Annotated in this window: 15 protein-coding genes; 7 read left to right on the top strand and 8 right to left on the bottom strand. The window is 70.2% G+C overall.

The features are described from left to right. The first annotated feature begins 64 nt into the window (after positions 1-64). Positions 65-577 (top strand): hypothetical protein, encoded by a 513-nt coding sequence (locus ACH4TV_RS16810; RefSeq protein ID WP_398398625.1) that lies wholly within the window; start codon positions 65-67, stop codon positions 575-577. A gap of 16 nt (positions 578-593) precedes the next feature. Here the strand turns inward: ACH4TV_RS16810 and ACH4TV_RS16805 are convergent, their stop codons facing one another. From ACH4TV_RS16805 to ACH4TV_RS16790, 4 genes are all read right to left on the bottom strand, one after another. Beyond that, entirely contained in the window at positions 594-1,430 is an 837-nt protein-coding gene (locus ACH4TV_RS16805; RefSeq protein ID WP_398398623.1) for a carbohydrate ABC transporter permease, read from the bottom strand. 41 nt (positions 1,431-1,471) lie between these two features. Further along, positions 1,472-2,341, bottom strand: a complete 870-nt coding sequence (locus ACH4TV_RS16800; protein ID WP_398398621.1) for a carbohydrate ABC transporter permease — start codon at positions 2,339-2,341, stop codon at positions 1,472-1,474. A 183-nt stretch (positions 2,342-2,524) separates the two neighbouring features. Next, positions 2,525-3,868, bottom strand: coding sequence for an ABC transporter substrate-binding protein (locus ACH4TV_RS16795; RefSeq protein WP_398398619.1), 1,344 nt, complete (start codon positions 3,866-3,868; stop codon positions 2,525-2,527). 147 nt (positions 3,869-4,015) lie between these two features. Further along, positions 4,016-5,035, bottom strand: a complete 1,020-nt coding sequence (locus tag ACH4TV_RS16790) for a LacI family DNA-binding transcriptional regulator (RefSeq protein WP_398398617.1) — start codon at positions 5,033-5,035, stop codon at positions 4,016-4,018. Positions 5,036-5,287: 252 nt separating this feature from the next. On the opposite strand from ACH4TV_RS16790, the gene ACH4TV_RS16785 reads away from it, so the two are divergent. The 4 genes from ACH4TV_RS16785 to ACH4TV_RS16770 all read left to right on the top strand — a co-directional run bounded on the left by ACH4TV_RS16785 (position 5,288) and on the right by ACH4TV_RS16770 (position 10,256). Next, a complete protein-coding gene (locus ACH4TV_RS16785; RefSeq protein ID WP_398398615.1) occupies positions 5,288-7,114 on the top strand; it encodes a mucin-1 in 1,827 nt (608 codons plus the stop codon). 35 nt (positions 7,115-7,149) lie between these two features. Continuing rightward, entirely contained in the window at positions 7,150-8,391 is a 1,242-nt protein-coding gene (locus ACH4TV_RS16780; protein ID WP_398398613.1) for a glycoside hydrolase family 1 protein, read from the top strand. Positions 8,392-8,598: 207 nt separating this feature from the next. Continuing rightward, positions 8,599-9,948 (top strand): lipase family protein, encoded by a 1,350-nt coding sequence (locus ACH4TV_RS16775; protein WP_398398611.1) that lies wholly within the window; start codon positions 8,599-8,601, stop codon positions 9,946-9,948. 68 nt (positions 9,949-10,016) lie between these two features. Then, positions 10,017-10,256, top strand: coding sequence for a hypothetical protein (locus ACH4TV_RS16770; RefSeq protein WP_398398609.1), 240 nt, complete (start codon positions 10,017-10,019; stop codon positions 10,254-10,256). Here the strand turns inward: ACH4TV_RS16770 and ACH4TV_RS16765 are convergent. Next, positions 10,184-12,046 (bottom strand): ABC transporter permease subunit, encoded by a 1,863-nt coding sequence (locus ACH4TV_RS16765; RefSeq protein WP_398398607.1) that lies wholly within the window; start codon positions 12,044-12,046, stop codon positions 10,184-10,186. The genes ACH4TV_RS16770 and ACH4TV_RS16765 overlap by 73 nt on opposite strands. Positions 12,047-12,083: 37 nt before the next feature. Next, complete coding sequence (locus ACH4TV_RS16760) at positions 12,084-13,607, bottom strand: ABC transporter substrate-binding protein (RefSeq protein WP_398398605.1); 1,524 nt, start codon at positions 13,605-13,607, stop codon at positions 12,084-12,086. A gap of 263 nt (positions 13,608-13,870) precedes the next feature. Here ACH4TV_RS16760 and ACH4TV_RS16755 point away from each other — a divergent pair, with 263 nt between their 5' ends. Beyond that, positions 13,871-14,173 (top strand): hypothetical protein, encoded by a 303-nt coding sequence (locus ACH4TV_RS16755; protein WP_398398603.1) that lies wholly within the window; start codon positions 13,871-13,873, stop codon positions 14,171-14,173. Between the two features lie 64 nt (positions 14,174-14,237). Further along, the gene (locus ACH4TV_RS16750) at positions 14,238-14,861 is read left to right on the top strand and encodes a LuxR C-terminal-related transcriptional regulator (protein WP_398398601.1); all 624 of its coding nucleotides are present in this window, start codon (positions 14,238-14,240) and stop codon (positions 14,859-14,861) included. Positions 14,862-15,027: 166 nt separating this feature from the next. Here the strand turns inward: ACH4TV_RS16750 and ACH4TV_RS16745 are convergent, their stop codons facing one another. Both ACH4TV_RS16745 and ACH4TV_RS16740 read right to left on the bottom strand, forming a co-directional pair. After that, positions 15,028-15,573, bottom strand: coding sequence for a hypothetical protein (locus ACH4TV_RS16745; RefSeq protein WP_398398599.1), 546 nt, complete (start codon positions 15,571-15,573; stop codon positions 15,028-15,030). A 197-nt stretch (positions 15,574-15,770) separates the two neighbouring features. Further along, the coding region (locus ACH4TV_RS16740) for a GntR family transcriptional regulator (RefSeq protein WP_398398597.1) at positions 15,771-16,418 on the bottom strand (648 nt) is incomplete at its 5' end.

Below are 16,418 nucleotides of genomic sequence, written 5' to 3'. Positions count from 1 at the left end.
GTTACGCTTACCGCCTTTTTGAGACTTTGAGACTTTGAGACAGCGAACGGGCGGGGAAAGAGACATGTTCAGCAAGAGGCGTCTGATGCTGGCCGGCTTGACGATGGTCCTCGTGGCCGGGCTCGGCGCGTGCGGGGGCGGCGGCAACCGGGACGACGGCTCCACCAGCAGCAGCGACAGCAGCCGGTACGACGATGCCGGTGGCTCCGACGTCCAGGAGACGACGCCGGTGACACCCACCGTCTACGGCCTCCGCAGCGCGGTCCGCCACACCCCTCGCAAGACCGCCGAGGAGACCCGCCCCCACATGGTCAAGAAGTGCAGGTCGACGACCAAGAGCAAGGCCAAGGCCAAGGGCAGCTCCACGACCAGGACCTGCACGAGCGTCCGCAGCGGCACCGAGACGTACACGCGGGTCGTCCGCCAGGAACGGTGGTGCGTGAGCCTGGACGACGTGGACGGCGTCGCGGCGAAGGACGCCGTCTGGTACCAGGTCGAGAAGGTGACCTACGACAAGGCCGTCGCCACCGACCAGCGCGCCCGCATCGAGTTCACCCCGAAGTCCACCGGCTGCTGAAGGTACGTAGCTGAGGTCATCCCTTCACCGCCGAGCTGGCGACCCCCTGGACGAACCAGCGCTGGAAGAAGGCGAAGACCACCAGGACAGGCAGCACCAGGAGCACGCCGAAGGCGAGGATCTGCCCCCAGTCCGGGGGCTGTTGGCCCTGGAAGACGCTCATCTCCAGCGGCAGCGGCCGTACCGACGGGTCGGAGACCATCAGCACCGGCCAGAGGAACGAGCCCCACTGGGTGAGGAACGTCAGGATCGCGACGGACGCGAACGCCGGCTTGCTCATGGGGACGATGATCGCGAAGAAGGTGCGCCAGGGGCCTGCGCCGTCCAGCTTGGCCGCCTCCTCGATACTCGGCGGGATCGAGCGGAAGAACGTGTGGAACTGGTAGACGGAGAAGGCGTTGGCGATGAAGGGGAGCGCCTGGATGAAGAGCGTGTTGCGCTGCCCGTTGAACATGTAGAACAGGGGGACGGCGACCGACTCGAACGGGACCAGCATCAGCAGCAGGACGAGCGTGAAGAGCGCCTCCCGGCCCCGCCACTTCAGCCGTGAAAGCCCGTACGCAGCCATCGAGTTGACGAACAGGCCGCCCGTCACGACGACGAACGCGAGCAGTATCGAGACGCCCATGAAGCGCCAGAAGTAGCCGGTGCTGTCGGAGTTGAGGGCGTCGAGCACGGCACTGTAGTTGTCGAAGGAAAGATGGGTGGGGAGGAAGCCGGAGAGGCCGCCCAGGACCTCGTCGGACGGCTTGAGGCTGCCGAGGAAGAGGTAGATGACCGGCAGCACGAACAGGAACGACAGCACGCTCAGTACGGCGTAGTCGAGAAAACGGCGCAGGGGTTGACGGGACATTCCCGTACTCGTAGTCGTACTCGCACTCATGTCAGGAGTCCTCAGTCCTCGTTGTCGGGCCGGACCACGCGGCGCTGGACAAGGGTCAGGGCGACGACGATCAGGAAGAAGACGACGGTGATCGCGGACGCCTGGCCGATGTTGTTCTGGTCGAAGGCGGTCGTGACCGCCTGGTACATCACCGTGCGCGTCGCGTCCTCGTCCAGGCCGCCGCCGCGGATCAGGACGTACACCTGGTCGAAGACCCGGAACGACAGCACCGAGGTCAGCATCACGACGAAGACGAGGGTGCCGCGGATGCCGGGCAGGGTGACGTGGCGGAACTGCTGCCAGGCGGTGGCGCGGTCCAGTCGGGCGGCCTCGTAGAGCTCGCCCGGGATCTGCTGGAGGCCGGCCAGCAGGATGACCATCTGGAAGCCGACGCCCTGCCAGACGGACAGCACGATGATCGAGGCCATCGCGGTGGCGCCGTCGCCGAGCCAGTCGAAGGCACCCCAGTTGCCGAAACTCACCGCGTGCAGCGCCGAGTTGAGCATGCCCTGGTCGCCGCGGGCGAGAATCAGCCGCCAGATGACCGCGACCAGCGCCATCGGGAAGACAACCGGCATGAAGAACAGTGACCGGAAGAACCCGATCGCCTTGAGCTTGCGGTTGAGGAGGATCGCGAGGCCGAGCGCCAGCGCCGTCTGGAGGGGTACGACGACCACGGCGAACGTGACGTTGTTCAGCAGGGCCCGGAGGAACGGGCCGGAGAGGTCGGGGTCGGTCAGCAGGCGGCGGTACTGCTCCAGGCCGAAGAAACTGGGGGCCAGCGGGGAGCCGAGGCGCACGTTGTAGAAGGAGAGGACGACCGCGTAGCCGAACGGCACACCGACGAAGGCGATGAGGCCGACGAGGGCGGGCGTGGACATGAGCAGTCCGTGCAGCCAGTCGCGGTTCCTCCGCGAACGCCCCGCACCTGCCGTACGTGTCGGTTGGGTGGGTTTCGCTGAAGTCACGGGTGGGTCCTGTTCCCGGCGGGGCGGGCGGTCGTACGAGATACGAGCCGCGAGTCGCGAGACGCGTGTACGTACGCCCGCCCCGGCCGACGAGTGCTACGGGATCTGGTAGCCGGCGTTGTCGGAGAAGTCCTGGTCGATGGCGCGGGCGGCCTTCTCCAGGGCACTCTTGGGATCGGCGCCGCCGTAGACGGAGCTGAGGGCCTCGCTGAACTTCGCGGTGATGACCGGGTATCCGGCGGTGATCGGACGGGTCACCGCCACACAGGACTTGGTGATGTCGGTGTCGCCGCAGGGCTTGGCGAGCTGGTCGGCGAAGAGCTGGAGCGGCCCGCCCTGCTTGTACAGCTCGCTCTTGGCGAGAGCCGTCTTCGTGGCGGGCACGGCGCCGTTGGCCGTCGTCATCGCCGTGATGTTGGTGTCGTCGAGGAGGGTGTCGAGGAAGGCGCCGGCGGCCTTGGCGTTCTTCGTGTCGGCGCCGATGCCCCAGGCCCACGAACCCTGCCCGGTCTTGGGCCCGTTGCCGAAGTCGGGCAGCGGGAGCACGACGAGGTCGTCACCGAGCGCCTTGCTGTAGATGGGGTACATCCAGTGACCGACCCAGCTGAGCGCGACCCGGCCCTTGGCGAAGGCGTTGCCGTCGGTGTTGGGGTCGACGTACGTCTTCCAGGACTGGAAGGTCTTCATCGCCGAGACCACGGCGGGCGTGTCGAGGGCGCCCTCCGCCTTCCCGTCCTTGAGGAGCGAGCCGCCGGCCGACCAGACGACCGGGGCGAAGCCGTACGTACCCCACTCGGTGGCGAAGCCGTTGCCCTCCTGGACGTCGAGGGTCTTGCCGTCGGAGTCCTTCGCCTTGAGCACCTTGAGGGCGGCGGTGAACTCGGCCGCCGTCCAGTCGTCGGCCAGCCCGGTCGGGTACTTCACTCCGGCCGCGTCCAGCAGCTTCTTGTTGCCGTAGATCCCCAGGCCCGAGTCGAACATGCCCAGGCCGTAGTGCTTGCCGCCGATCTCGCCCTGGGCCTTGTTGGCGTCCGTGGCGTTGGCCATGGTCGCGGCGGAGACGTACGTGTCGATCGGGGCGAGCTTCTTGTTGTAGACGAAGTTCGCCGCTGTCGGGCCGTCGAACTCCATCACGTCCGGCAGCTTGGAGGCTTCGGTGGCGGTGATGGTCTTGGTGTAGTCGTTGTCGGGGATCAGCGTCAGCTCGACCTTGATCTTGCTCTGCGAGGAGTTGAACGACTTCACCGCGCTCTGGATCGCGGCTGCCTCACTCGCCGCGCCCTGGTGGGCCCAGACCTTGATCGTTCCCGTGCCGCTGCCGGCCTCGGCGGAGGCGTCGGTCCCGCCGCCCCCACCACAGGCGGCGAGCGCCGCGAGGGGAAGGGCGAGAGCCAGTCCGGTGGCGACCGTGCGCCGGTGCCTTCTGCTGATCGCGATCATGATCTGTGCCTCCGTGCGTCATTGCGTGGCGGGGGTTGAGGGTTTTTCTTCACTGCGGCTTGAGGGCTGAGAGTTCGAAATGCGGATTAACTGGACTTTCGTGGCGTGGGGGTGCCGGGGCCCGCGCAACAGGCCGGGCAACGGGGGTTATTGGGGTCCGCGCGGCCGTGGCGGGGCGGTCGTCTCACGCAGGACGAGGCGGATGGGCATCCGTACCTGTTCCGGCAACTCGGCGGCGGGCTCGTCGAGTTGGCGCAGCAGCAGCCGGGCCGCCTCCGCGCCCTGACCGGCGACGGGCTGGGCGACGGTGGTGAGCCCGACGACCTCGGCGAGTTCGTGATCGTCGAAGCCGACGACGGACACGTCGTCCGGCACCTTCAGCCGGTGCCGGCGCAGCGCGCGCAACGCTCCCATCGCCATCTCGTCGGACTGCGCGAACACGGCGGTCGGCGGACGCGCGGCGGCCAGCAACCGGGTCATCGCCCGTTCACCGCCCGCGACGGTGTACTCGCCGTCGGCCTCCAGCGCCGGGTCGTGGACGATCCCGGCCTCGGCCAGCACGTCCAGATAACCTTGCCGCCGCTCGATCGGAGTGGTCCAGTGCAGCGGCTCACTGGCGCCCTCGATCATGCCGATCCGCCGATGACCGAGGTTGACCAGATGCCGTACGGCCATCTCGGTCCCGGCCCGGTCGTCGATGCCGACCACACTGAAGCCGGGCCGGGCGGCGCCGACGGTCGTCGCCAGCGGCACCCCGAGGGAGAGCAGCGCGGCGGTCTCCTCCTCGTCGGGGATCAGCAGCGACAGCACGGCGTCGACGCGCTTGCGCACCGGCAGCTTGGTGAAGAAACGCTTGCGTGTCTCCGGTGAGCCGAGGTTGTAGAGGAGTACGTCGTACCCGGCGGCGCTGAACACGTGCTCGGCGGCGTCCAGCACGGTGCCGAAGAACCACCGGCCCACGTACGGGACCACGACACCGATGGTGAAGGTGCGCCCGCTCGCCAGACTGGACGCCGACCGGGACGCCGTGTACCCGAGCCGGGCGGCGACCTCCACGATCCGGTCCCGCACCTCCTCGGACACGCCCGCCCGGCCCCGCAGTGCGCGGGACACCGTGGATGCCGAGACTCCGGCGGCACGGGCGACGTCGTTGATGCTGGCCGTCACGGTGCGGTCCTCCCGTTGGTTTCCAGGTCCGATTTCAGGTCCGGTATCGGGCCCGGTTTCACGTCGATGTGAGCTGTGGGGTGCCGTGACCGTAAACCTGCCCAGGCTGTTGCGCAAGCGTTTGCGTTCATATTTACTTGGGCCGATTCCGAAGAGATCTCACTGTTATCAATGGTTGGCGCACACGCTTGGGTGCCCGGGAGCCGGCGGAACACGTGAGCCGCCGAGCTGCTGAGCCGACAGGACCTGCGCATGCGATACGCCCCGCCCGGCCACTGCGTGAACGACTTCGCCCTCCTGCGCGACGAGGACGGCACGTACACGGTGCTGCATCTCCAGGGCCCCTGGACCACGGAGTTCGACCACCTCCGGATGGAGACCTCCTACGGCCGGGCCACCTCCACCGACCTGGTCGACTGGCAGCCCCAGGGCACCGCCTTCGGCAACGGCCTCCCCGGCCGCTTCGACCAGCAGGCGGTGTGGACGATGCACCCGTTCCGGTACGGTGACGGTGACGGCGGTGACGGCGGTGACGGCGGCGGCGGCGGCGGTGACTGCAACGGCGCGGCCGCCGAAACGGCCATGGCGATGTTCTACACGGGCGTCTCCGGCCTCACCCCGGACGGCACCCCTCTCCAGTCGGTCGGCCTCGCCTACTCCGCCCGCACCGACGGCACGGGCTGGCGACGCCACGGCACCACCCCGGTCGTCGAGGCGGACCCCCGCTGGTACCGCACCGGCGACCGCATGGGCTGGCGGGACCCGTTCGTCGTACGGGACGACGAGGGCGGGGCGGGGAGCGGGGGCGGCTGGGGCGACTCGGGCGGCTCGGGCAGCTCCGGCGGCACGGGGGACGCGGTGGGCTCGGGCGGCACGGGTGGTTCCGGTGACGCGGGTGGCTCGGGTGACGCGGGTGGCTCGGGTGACGTGGGTGGCTCGGGTGACGTGGGTGGCTCGGGTGACGTGGGTGGCTCGGGCAGCTCCGGCGGCACGGGGGACGCGGTGGGCTCGGGCGGCACGGGTGGTTCCGGCGGCACGGGTGACGCGGGCAGTACGGCCGGTTCGGGCGGCTCCGGCGGCACGGGTGACGCGGGCGGCCCCGGCGGCTCCGGCAGCACGGGCAGCATTACCGGCACAGGCAGCCCCGGCACCCCGGGCGGCATGGGCGACGCGGCCGACCCCGGCGGCTGGGTGATGGTGGTCTGCGCGAGCGACGCCTCGCTCCCCGTGGAGGTCAGCGGCTGTGTGGCGCTCGCGACCTCGCCCGACCTGGAGCACTGGACGGTCCACCCGCCGCTCATCTCCCCCGGTGACGTCGACGAGTTGGAGTGCCCGGTCCTCGAACGCCTCGACGACGGCAGCTGGTTGCTCCTGGGCTCGATCGGGCAGACGCGCCTCATCGAGTCCTGGACGGCCCCGGCCCTGCGCGGCCCCTGGACCCGACGCGGCCCCCTGTCCCCGACCGGTGCGTACGCACCCCGGGTCGTCATGGCCCCCGACGGCACCCGGGTCGTCGTCCACACCACACCCCGCAGGATCGGCCTCACGGACACCGGGGAACGGTGCCGGGGAATGCTCGCGCAGCCCAAGTCCCTTGTCACACCGCCGGATTCGCCCCCTCGCCTGGAATGGTGGCCGGGCCTGGACGCCTACCTGGGCGCCGAGACCAACACCCCCACCCTCCACGCGGTGGGCGACGTGCACGTGAACAGCGACGTCACGGGGCCCGTGGAGATCACCCTGCGCACCACCACCCCGGCCGGCGGGGTCCCCGCCCTCACGGTGACCTGCGACGGCAAGAACCTCCGCGTCACGGGCCCCGACGGCACGAGCCTCGACGAGACGGTCCTGCCCGCACCGGCCACCACCCTGCGCATCCTCACGGTCGGCGAGTACGTGGAGGTGTACGCGGACGGGGTCTACGTCCTCACGACCCTGTACTACTCGGGCCACCCGACCGGTTGGACGGCGTCGACGCCGGATGGACCCCAACTCCCGGTCCCCGTACGCCCGATCCGCCTGCCCGACCCCACCCGCGACGACGCCTCGGCGATCTGGCCGGGCCCGGAAGCTAACTGACGTCTCGTCAATCTCGTACAGGAAAGGCCGAGTTGATGCCCGCAGCGAACGCCCGGAGCGCCACCCCTGACGGCCCGCCCGACGGGCTCCCCTTCCCGGAGGGCTTCCTGTGGGGCGCCTCCACCGCCGCCCACCAGATCGAGGGCAACAACGTCAACAGCGACTGGTGGCAGCTGGAGCACAGCGGCGACGGCACGATCGCCGAGCCGAGCCTCGACGCGGCCGACAGCTACCACCGCTGGCCGCAGGACATGGACCTGCTGGCCCAACTCGGCTTCACGGACTACCGCTTCAGCATCGAGTGGGCCCGCATCGAACCGGCCCCCGGCCACTTCTCCCGCGCCGAGCTTGCCCACTACCGCCGCATGGTCGACGGCGCCCTGGAGCGCGGTCTGCGCCCGATGGTCACCCTCCACCACTTCACCCTCCCCCGCTGGTTCGCCGACCGGGGCGGCTGGACGGCGGAAGGCGCGATCGACCTCTGGGAACGCTACGTTCGGGCAACCGCGCCGGTCATCGGCACCGGCGTACGGCACGTGTGCACCATCAACGAACCGAACATGATCGCGCTGGCGGACGCGATCCGCCGACTGGGCGCGAACCCGGACGACAACCAGGAGCCATCGGCAACGCCCCTCCCGGACAAGGCGACGACGGACGCCCTGATCCAGGCCCACCACAGGGCGAGAGCGGCGATCCACTCCCTCTCGGCGGACATCGAGGTCGGCTGGTCGATCGCCAACCAGGTCTACCAGCCCCTCCCCGGCGCCGAGTCGGCGACGGCGGCCCACAGCCACCCCCGCGAGGACGTCTTCATCGAGGCCGCACGGGACGACGACTGGATCGGCGTCCAGTCGTACACGAGGACACGGATCGACAAGGACGGCCGCCCCGTCCCGGCGCCGCCCGAGGCCGAACGCACCCTCACAGGCTGGGAGTTCTACCCGCAGGCCCTCGGCCATGCCCTGCGCCACACGGCGGACATCGTCGGCGCGGTCCCCCTGATCGTCACGGAGAACGGCATCGCGACAGCCGACGACACCCGCCGCATCGCGTATACGACGGGCGCGCTCCAGGAGGTCACGGCAGCCCTGGAGGACGGCTTGGACGTACGCGGCTACCTCCACTGGAGCGCCCTGGACAACTACGAATGGGGCTCCTACAAGCCCACGTTCGGCCTGATCGCGATCGACCACGACACCTTCGAACGCACCCCGAGGCCATCGGCGGCGTGGCTGGGCGGCCTGGCGCGCACGGGTGTACTGCCGCGGGCGTGAGGGCGAGCGGGTAGCAATTAGACAGTGAGTCAAGTTACTGAACCGTAACCTCCCGACTGCTACCCGAAGTAACCGACCAGTAGGTACGGTCCTGGCGAACCACTCAGTGAACCAACTCACTGAACCAACTCAGTAAGGAGAGGCAGCCTCTCTGCCTCTCCTGGTTCCGTATCGCTTCCTGCCCCCCCGCTTCACAGGAGGTTCGCCATGCCCGCACGCAGACGGCTCCTGGCCGCAGCAGTCACCGCTGCGACTTGTCTGGGCGCCCAGGCGCTCTCGTACGCAACAGCCACGGCAGCCGACGCCTCCCCCACGGAGACGACGGAGACGGTCGTGTCCCGGGGCGTCGAGATCCCGGCGTTCTACACCCCGCCGACCACCCTCCCCGCCGCCAACGGCGCCCTCGTCCGCACCGAACCCCTCCCCCTCGCCATCTCCCTCCCCACCCTCGACGGCCCACTGCCCGGCCGGGCGACCCGCCTGATGTACAAGTCCACGGACTCGAACGGCGCACCCGTCGCGGTCACCGGCGCGTACATCGAACCGACGACGACCTGGAAGGGCGGCGGCCCGCGCCCCCTGGTCGCGGTGGCCCCCGGCACGATGGGCCAGGGCGACCAGTGCGCGGCCTCGCTGGGCCTGGAGACCCCGTTGAGGCTCAACGGCCGTACCGTGTCCGTCGGTTACGAGGACGTGGCGATCTACCGCCTCCTCGCGACCGGCGCCGCGGTGGTCGTCACGGACTACGCCGGCCTGGGAGCGACGGACCGCCTCCACACGTACGTCAACCGCCTCGACGAAGCCCACGCGGTGCTGGACGCGGTACGCGCCGCCCGCTCCCTGCCGGGCACCTCCGTCACCTCGGCCTCCCGGGTGGGCCTGTTCGGCTACAGCCAGGGCGGCGGAGCGACGGCGGCAGCGGCGGAACTCCAGCCCTCCTACGCCCCCGACATCACCCTGTCCGGCACCTACGCGGGCGCCCCGCCCGCCGACCTGGCCTCCGTCACGAAGGCGATCGACGGGAGTGAACTCGCGGGCGCGCTGGGCTGGTCGCTCAACGGCTTCCTGCAGTCGGACCCGAAGCTGCGGCCGATAGCGGAGGCCCACCTGAACACGGCGGGCAAAGCGGCCCTGGCCGACCTGTCGACGATGTGCGTCGGCGACGCGCTGCTGGGCTACGGCTACAAGAAGAGCACCGCCTGGACGACGGACGGCAAGTCCCTCTCCGACATCGTCGCGGCCACCCCGGCCCTCCAGGCCTTCCTGAACAGCCAGCGCATCGGCACGGCGAAACCGTCGGGCCCGATCCGCATAGCGACAGGGATCAGCGACAACCTCGTCCCCCACGCCCAGGCCCGCCGCCTGGCCGCGGACTGGTGCGCCAAGGGCGCGGACATCACGTACAAACCGGTGCTCCTGCCGAACGTGATCAGCCCGCTCCTCAACCACTTCGCCCCGCTCCTCACCGACCAGGGCAGCGCGGTGAGCTGGCTGACGGCCCGCCTGTCGGGCAAGCCGGCGACCTCGAACTGCGGGACGCTGCCGATCCTGCCCTGAACCCGTCCCTGTCCCCGTCCCTGCCCCCATCCCTGGTGGAGAGGGCGAACGCCTGCCAGGATCAGGCCGTGAACGAGTCTTCGATCAGCACGAAAGTGAACACAGTCCTCGACTGGGTGGGCCCGATCCCGGCCGGTCTCGCGCTCGCGATAGGCATCGACACCTATCGCGACGGCGGGTCCGTGGGCTGGCCGATCGCCGGAGCACTGATGGTTCTGAGCAGCCTCTGGCCGATCTACCGCGGACTGCGCACCCGCAAGGGCAAGGACACCGGGGCGCCGGAGTCAGAGTCCGAAGCCGTGGGCTGAACACCGTGACTGTGAACGGGCCTGCCGGTACGGCGTGAGATCCGGCCGTGTCCTCCTGTCGCCGTACCGGAGACGGCGAGGACGGCGAGAAGGACGAGTGCGGCGGCCGGGCCGAGTACGGTCCACGGGGCCAGTTCCGCGTAGGGCTGGTTCTCCGAGAGCAGGCGGCCCCACTCCGGGGTGGGCGGCTGTTCGCCCAGGCCGAGGAAGCCGAGCGAGGCCAGGACGAGGACCGTGGTGGGCAGCCGTAGCAGGGCGTTGCGCACCAGCGCGGGCAGGGCCGCGGGCAGCAGGTGGTGACGCAGGACGTACGAGGGGCCCGCGCCGAAGGAGATCGACGCGAGCATGTGGCCGCTGGCCCGCTCCTGTTCGAGCAGGGCGGCCGTCTGGGCGGCGTACGGGGTCCAGGCCACGAGGCAGACCGCGCAGGCGGCGCCCCAGACCGACGGGCCGGTCACCGCGGTCGTGAGCAGTCCGGCGAGGACGGCCGGGAGCGTCGAGACCACTTCGGTCAGACCCGCGCCCACCTGGGTCGCCATGCCGATCAGCAGCCCGAGCAGTGCGCTGATCGTCGTCACCGCGAGGGCCACACCGGCGGTACGCAGCGCCCCGTGGCCCAGCCGGGCCAGCAGGTCACGGCCGAGCGAGTCGGTGCCCAGCGGGTGCGCGGCGGAGGGCGGCAGCAGTCGGGCCGCCGTGTCGACGTGCAGGGGGTCGCGCAGCAGGCCGGCCACGACCAGGCTGAGCAGGGCGAGGGCGCAGAAGCCGATGACCCAGGGCAGTGAGCGCGGCCGGGGGAGAACGGGCGGATGCAGGGCGGGCAGCGCGCCGTCCCGCAGGGCCGGCCCGAGCAGCACACGGCGTACGGCCTGGATGAGCAGGCCGGCGCAGACGCCGAGCAGGACCAGGGTCAGCGTCGCGGTCTGCAGTGGCGGCAGATCCTGGGCGATGGCGGCGTCCAGCGCGAGGCGGCCGAGGCCCGGGATGTTGAAGATCTTCTCCACCGCGACGGCCCCGCCGACCAGGGCGACGACGGTCGGCAGGAGCTGCGGGAGCACCCCGGACAGCGCCCGGCGCAGCGCGGTGCGCCCGACCCGGCCGGGCGCGAGCCCGTACGCACGCCACGTCCTCGCCCACGGCTCGTGGAAGGCGGCGGGCAGCGACTGGTCGATCAGCCCGCCGATCATCGCCCCGGAGGGCACGCCGAGGGCGAGCGCGGGCAGCACCATCGACTGCGGCCCCGCCCACCCCTGCGAGGGGAACCAGCCCAGCCACACCCCGCACACCGTCGCGAGCAGCGAGGCGAGCAGGAACTTGGGCAGCGCGGCGAGCACGGCCGCCCCGGTGCCGGCCTTCCCCCGCAGCCGCAGCCGCGAGCCCAGGTAGAGGGTGCGGGCACACACCAGCGCAGCCACCACGGCGGTCACCACGAGCGCGCCGAGCATCAGCGTCACGGACACCGCGAAGGCGGTCGTCACCTGCGGCAGGACGGGATCCCCCGACACCCAGGACGTGCCCCCGTCCCCGTGCGCCAGCCCGTCGAGCCACCGCGCAAAATGCGCCAACGGACCGTCATCGAGCCCCAGTTGCTCCCGTACGACGGCCAACTGCGCCGGGGACGGGTCCTGTTCGGCGGAGCGGGCACGCAGGACAGTCAGCGCGGGGTCGGTGCCGGACAGCCAGGGCAGAAAGGCCACGGCAGTGAGCAGCGCGGCGCCCGCGACGGCACGTCCCGCCGCCGCACGCCATCGCGTCGGAAGACCGTGGGCGCCGGACTGCGTGACACTCACCGCGACTTCGACTCCTACTTACTCCTCCCCCTTCTACCTACTTCAGGCGCGTGTCGACGTTGATCAGGGACCGCTCGCGAGGGTCGAGCAGCACACCCTCGACGTCGGCGGCGATGCCCTGCACGGCCTGCTCGTGGACCAGCGGGACGACGGCGTCGGTGCGCAGGATCTCGGCCTCGGCCCGCATGACCTTCTGCTGCCGCAGTGCCGTGTCGCCCTCCTCGGCGGCGGCCCGGATGGCCTGGTCGACCTTGGTGTCCTTCAGCCCGGCGATGTTGTAGACGCCGTCGCCGGTGTAGTCGCTGGCGAGGTAGGCGACCGCGTCACCGGTGTCGAGGAGCGTGACCCGGGAGAAGACGAGCGCGTCGTACTTGCCCGCGAGGAGATCGGCCTCCATCTGCGTGTACTCCCGCACGTCCTGCTTCACCGTGAACCCGGCCTTCTCCAGCTGCTGCTGCAGAACCGTCGCCGCCTCGGGAAGTTCGGCACGGTTGGTGTAGGTGGCGAGGCGCAGGGTCCTGCCCTTCGTCTCCTCCTTCACCTCTCCGGCAGCCGCGGCCTTCGCCCGACCGGTCACCTCCACACGCTGGTCGGCGGCCCAGGTGACGGCCGGCCCGAACAGTCCCTGGGCGGGGTCGGCGTAGCCGCCGAAGACCGAGTCGACGAGGACACCGCCGTCCACGGCCTCACGGGCGGTCGCCCGCAGTGCGGCGTCGGCGAAGAGCCCGCTCGCGGTGTTGAGGACCAGGCTGTCGGTACGCACCGAGGGCACCTCGTGGCGGACGTTCTCGTCGAGGAGCGTCGCCTGGGCGGTGGGGATCCACTCAGCGATGTCGACGTCGCCGCTGCGCAGGGCGTTGGCGCGGGCGGTGCCGTCGGCTATCCAGCTGACGTCGATGCCGGGCGCCTTGGCCCTGCCGCCCCAGTGGTCGTCGAAGCGGTCGAGGGTGGCGCGGGTCTTCCCGGTGAGCTCGGTGATCTCGAAGGCGCCGGTCCCGGTGCCGACCGGGCTGACGGTGCCGTCCTTGGCGTACGCCTTCGCGGAGAGGATGCCGAGGGCGGGGCTGGCGAGCCGCAGCGGGAGGACCGGGTCCGTGGTCCCGGTGGTGATCGTGACGGTGTCGGCGTCGTCGGCCTTGGCGGTCAGCGTCACGTCGCTCAGGACGCGCGGCTTGGTCTCGGCCTCGTTCGCATGGTCGAGGGCGTTCACGACCGACGCGGCGGTGACGTCGGTGCCGTCCTGGAACGCGGCCTCGCGCAGCTCGAAGACCCAGGTCTTGGCGTCCTTCTGGGTCCACGACTTCGCCAGGGCGGGCGCGGCGACGCCGTCCGCGTCCAGGGCGGTGAGTCCCTCGGCCACGGAGAGCTTGCTGAGCACGGTGGCGTCGTTGCTGTACGGCGACAGCGCCTGCACCGGCGGCACGGCGAGGGCGACCCTCAGCCGACCGGCCGATCCCGCCTCACCCCCGGCACCCGAGCTCCCCTCGTCCGACACGAAGCAGCCGGCCAGCAACGGGCTGACGGCGAGCGCCGCGATGATGCCGCGGGAGGTAGTGCGCATGGTGGTTCCTGTCGTGGGGAGGCAGATCAACCCCCGGCACGGCCGGGGCACGATTAGCAGCATATAAGGCAAGCCTTACCAAACTTTATCCTGGGTGAGTGAAGTCTCAACCATTGGGCCGCCGTAGGGATGCCATGGGTGGGGATCCCGGTCGCACGAATGGCCCGCCCTGAAGTGCCCGGCGGACTGGAGCTGCTTAGCGTCGTCGTGCGAGAAGCACCGCCCGAAAGCACCGCCCCCGAACACCAAGAGCGAGGCACTCCATGGCAGTCGTGATGACCTTCGTCTGGCCCGAGATCACGCCCGACCTGTACGACGCGGTACGCACGAGGGTGCGCTGGGAAGAGGACTCTCCGGACGGATGCGTACTGCACGTGGCCTGGTTCGCCGACGACGGCTTCAACGTCCTCGACATCTGGGAGTCGGAGGAGAAGTTCGCCCAGTTCATCGCCACCAGGATCGAACCCGTACTGAAGGGCGAGCTGGGCGTGAAGAGCGACCCCCAGCCGACCTTCCACCCCCTCTACCGACGCTTCGTCGCCCCGGGCATCAGCGGCGCCGCCTGACGTACGCGCCGAACTCAGCGCCCGTGCCCGTCAAGAGGCGTGCCCATCAAGAGGGGAGATGCCGATGACCGGCTGCGCCGAACTCGTACGCATCGCGGTCATCGGGGACTGCCCCGTCTTCCGGCACGGCATCTCGCAACTCATCGGCACCGCTCCCGACCTCGACCTGATCGCCGCCGTACCGTCGATCGAGAGCGCGGACGGCAGCCTGCGCGGCGCGGCAGTCGTCCTGATGGACCTCCAGCAGTCCGCCCCGAAACTCGCGGCAACGGTGGCGAGGCTACGGAGGGGCGGCCACGCCGTCCTCGTCGTGTCGTCCTCCCCCCAGCTCGACGCGGTCCAGGTGATCCAGGCGGGCGCGAGCGGCTTCCTGAGCCGCGAGGTCGGGGGAGAGGAACTCCTGACGGCGATCAGAGCGGTGGGCGCGGGCGACGGCTACGTATCGGCGCCGGCCAGCCACCTCCTCAGCCGGTCCCCGCACTTCACGAAGCGCGAGCAGGAGATCCTCCGGCTGGTCGCCCACGGCGCGACGGACCACGAGATCGCCGACCGGCTGTCCATCAGCAAGCACACCGTCCAGTCCCACCTCGACCGAATCGGCGAGAAGGCAGGCTCCCGCCGCCGCCCCCAGCTCACCCGACTGGCGGTCGAGCACGGCCTGACAGACCAGGCACCAGAGCTGCCGTGACCAGCCGAGGGTGCGGGCTTGCACTCGGCGCGTCCCATTGCCTGCGGGTGGCACAGGTACAAGCACGTGGGGTGCGCGCCGAGGATGTATGCCGCCCAGGCCTCGTCGGCTTCTGGTGTGCCCGTTCTTGGGTCGGCCGCCACGCCTTCACCGGCAGGCGGTGCGCCTACTCGACGGCTGGAGCAGCCGCCACCGTCATGCTGTCCCAGCCCGGATCGGCGCCGACCATGGTGGGGTCGATGCTGGATTCCTCCGCGACCACCGTCGCCCAACAGTCCCCCCAGGTCGCCCCCCAGTCGCCAGCCAGGTCGCTGTCGGGGTCGAGATCCTCGGGCTTGCCCGCGATGCCGTACGCGTCAAGAAGCCGCCGCTCGACTCCGAACGGTGCCCCCAAAGCCAGTTCCGGGAACTCACTGATCCAGCGCCTGATGATCCGTCCGCGTTCGGCGATCAGCCACGCCTCCCCATCGTTCTGCTCACTGTGGAAGAAGAGTTGGGCTTTGCCGAAGCGCGCGCTCAGCTCTCGGCACAGGTCGGTGACGTGCTGCGTCTGCTCCAGATAGGGCAGGCTGAAGTACGGTCCCACGACCAGAGTCCACCCCTGCATGGGCGGCGTGACAACGACCGTGGAGAACCGCTCCCCCTCGCTGTGCGCCACCTCGTCGATGAGCTCCACACCGTCGGCCCAGGACGTCTTGCGCATATCCGTCAAGCCGAGAACCTTCACGACTTCTGCCTGATCCACGGTTTGGACCGCAAGCCATGAGAGCCAACAGGCTCGTATGAGCGGTGCGGAATCGACTGTCCCCATGGCCTGCATCGTAGGGGCGCAGACACACTCAGCAGCCCCAACCCCACATCAACTGTGCTGCCCCCAGCGCGGTTACCGCTCCAGCACGCCACGCACGTTCACATGGCGGGCAGTTGATACGACAGAACGTACGCGTCGGCGGCCATCACGGTGTCGCACACCTCCACAGCCCGCCCTTCGGTGTCGTAGGCGGTACGGACGAGGTGGATGACGGGCACCCCGGCAGCAAGCCGCAGCATCTTGACCTCAGTGGGCGAGGGCATGCGGGCGCGGATCTCCTCCTCGAAGTGGTCGAGGCGGTGGCCGAGTTCCTCAAGGCGGGCGTAGATGCCGCCGGGTCCGGGGTTGGGTTCGGCGATCGGCGTGCCGCGCGCGATGTCGAGCGGCACATAGGAAGCGGCGAACTCAACGGGCCGCCCGTCCAACAGATACCGCCGCCGCCGAACCAGCACACGCCGTACGGACCCGAGCCGGGCAGAGATGTCCTGGCCGGCCTTCTCCTCCTTGACCTCAAGACTGTCGACCTGCGGATGACTGCCGGCCGCGTCGGCCTCGACGAGGAACGCGGACTTCCCCTCCTCGCGGTGCCGCCGGGCGAACCGGTCGGACGCGAGCCGCCGCACGGGCGGCCGGGGCCGCACGAACACCCCTTTCCCGTGCTCGGCGTGCACGAGCCCCTCCCCCTGGAGAACAGCGAAGGAGTTGCGGACAGTCATCCGGGACACCCCGTAGTGGTCGACCAGTTC

The sequence above is a fragment of the Streptomyces sp. NPDC020898 genome (genome assembly GCF_044333925.1).
Taxonomy (GTDB): Bacteria; Actinomycetota; Actinomycetes; order Streptomycetales; family Streptomycetaceae; genus Streptomyces.
This window is presented reverse-complemented; position numbering and strand designations above follow the sequence as displayed.

Bases quoted from the DNA above. Each gene is read 5' to 3' on its own strand.
- ACH4TV_RS16750 (WP_398398601.1), top strand. From the start codon at position 14,238: ATGACCGGCTGCGCCGAACTCGTACGCATCGCGGTCATCGGGGACTGC.
- ACH4TV_RS16760 (WP_398398605.1), bottom strand. From the start codon at position 13,607: ATGCGCACTACCTCCCGCGGCATCATCGCGGCGCTCGCCGTCAGCCCG.
- ACH4TV_RS16810 (WP_398398625.1), top strand. From the start codon at position 65: ATGTTCAGCAAGAGGCGTCTGATGCTGGCCGGCTTGACGATGGTCCTC.
- ACH4TV_RS16775 (WP_398398611.1), top strand. From the start codon at position 8,599: ATGCCCGCACGCAGACGGCTCCTGGCCGCAGCAGTCACCGCTGCGACT.
- ACH4TV_RS16785 (WP_398398615.1), top strand. From the start codon at position 5,288: ATGCGATACGCCCCGCCCGGCCACTGCGTGAACGACTTCGCCCTCCTG.
- ACH4TV_RS16780 (WP_398398613.1), top strand. From the start codon at position 7,150: ATGCCCGCAGCGAACGCCCGGAGCGCCACCCCTGACGGCCCGCCCGAC.
- ACH4TV_RS16755 (WP_398398603.1), top strand. From the start codon at position 13,871: ATGGCAGTCGTGATGACCTTCGTCTGGCCCGAGATCACGCCCGACCTG.
- ACH4TV_RS16805 (WP_398398623.1), bottom strand. From the start codon at position 1,430: ATGTCCCGTCAACCCCTGCGCCGTTTTCTCGACTACGCCGTACTGAGC.
- ACH4TV_RS16800 (WP_398398621.1), bottom strand. From the start codon at position 2,341: ATGTCCACGCCCGCCCTCGTCGGCCTCATCGCCTTCGTCGGTGTGCCG.
- ACH4TV_RS16795 (WP_398398619.1), bottom strand. From the start codon at position 3,868: ATGATCGCGATCAGCAGAAGGCACCGGCGCACGGTCGCCACCGGACTG.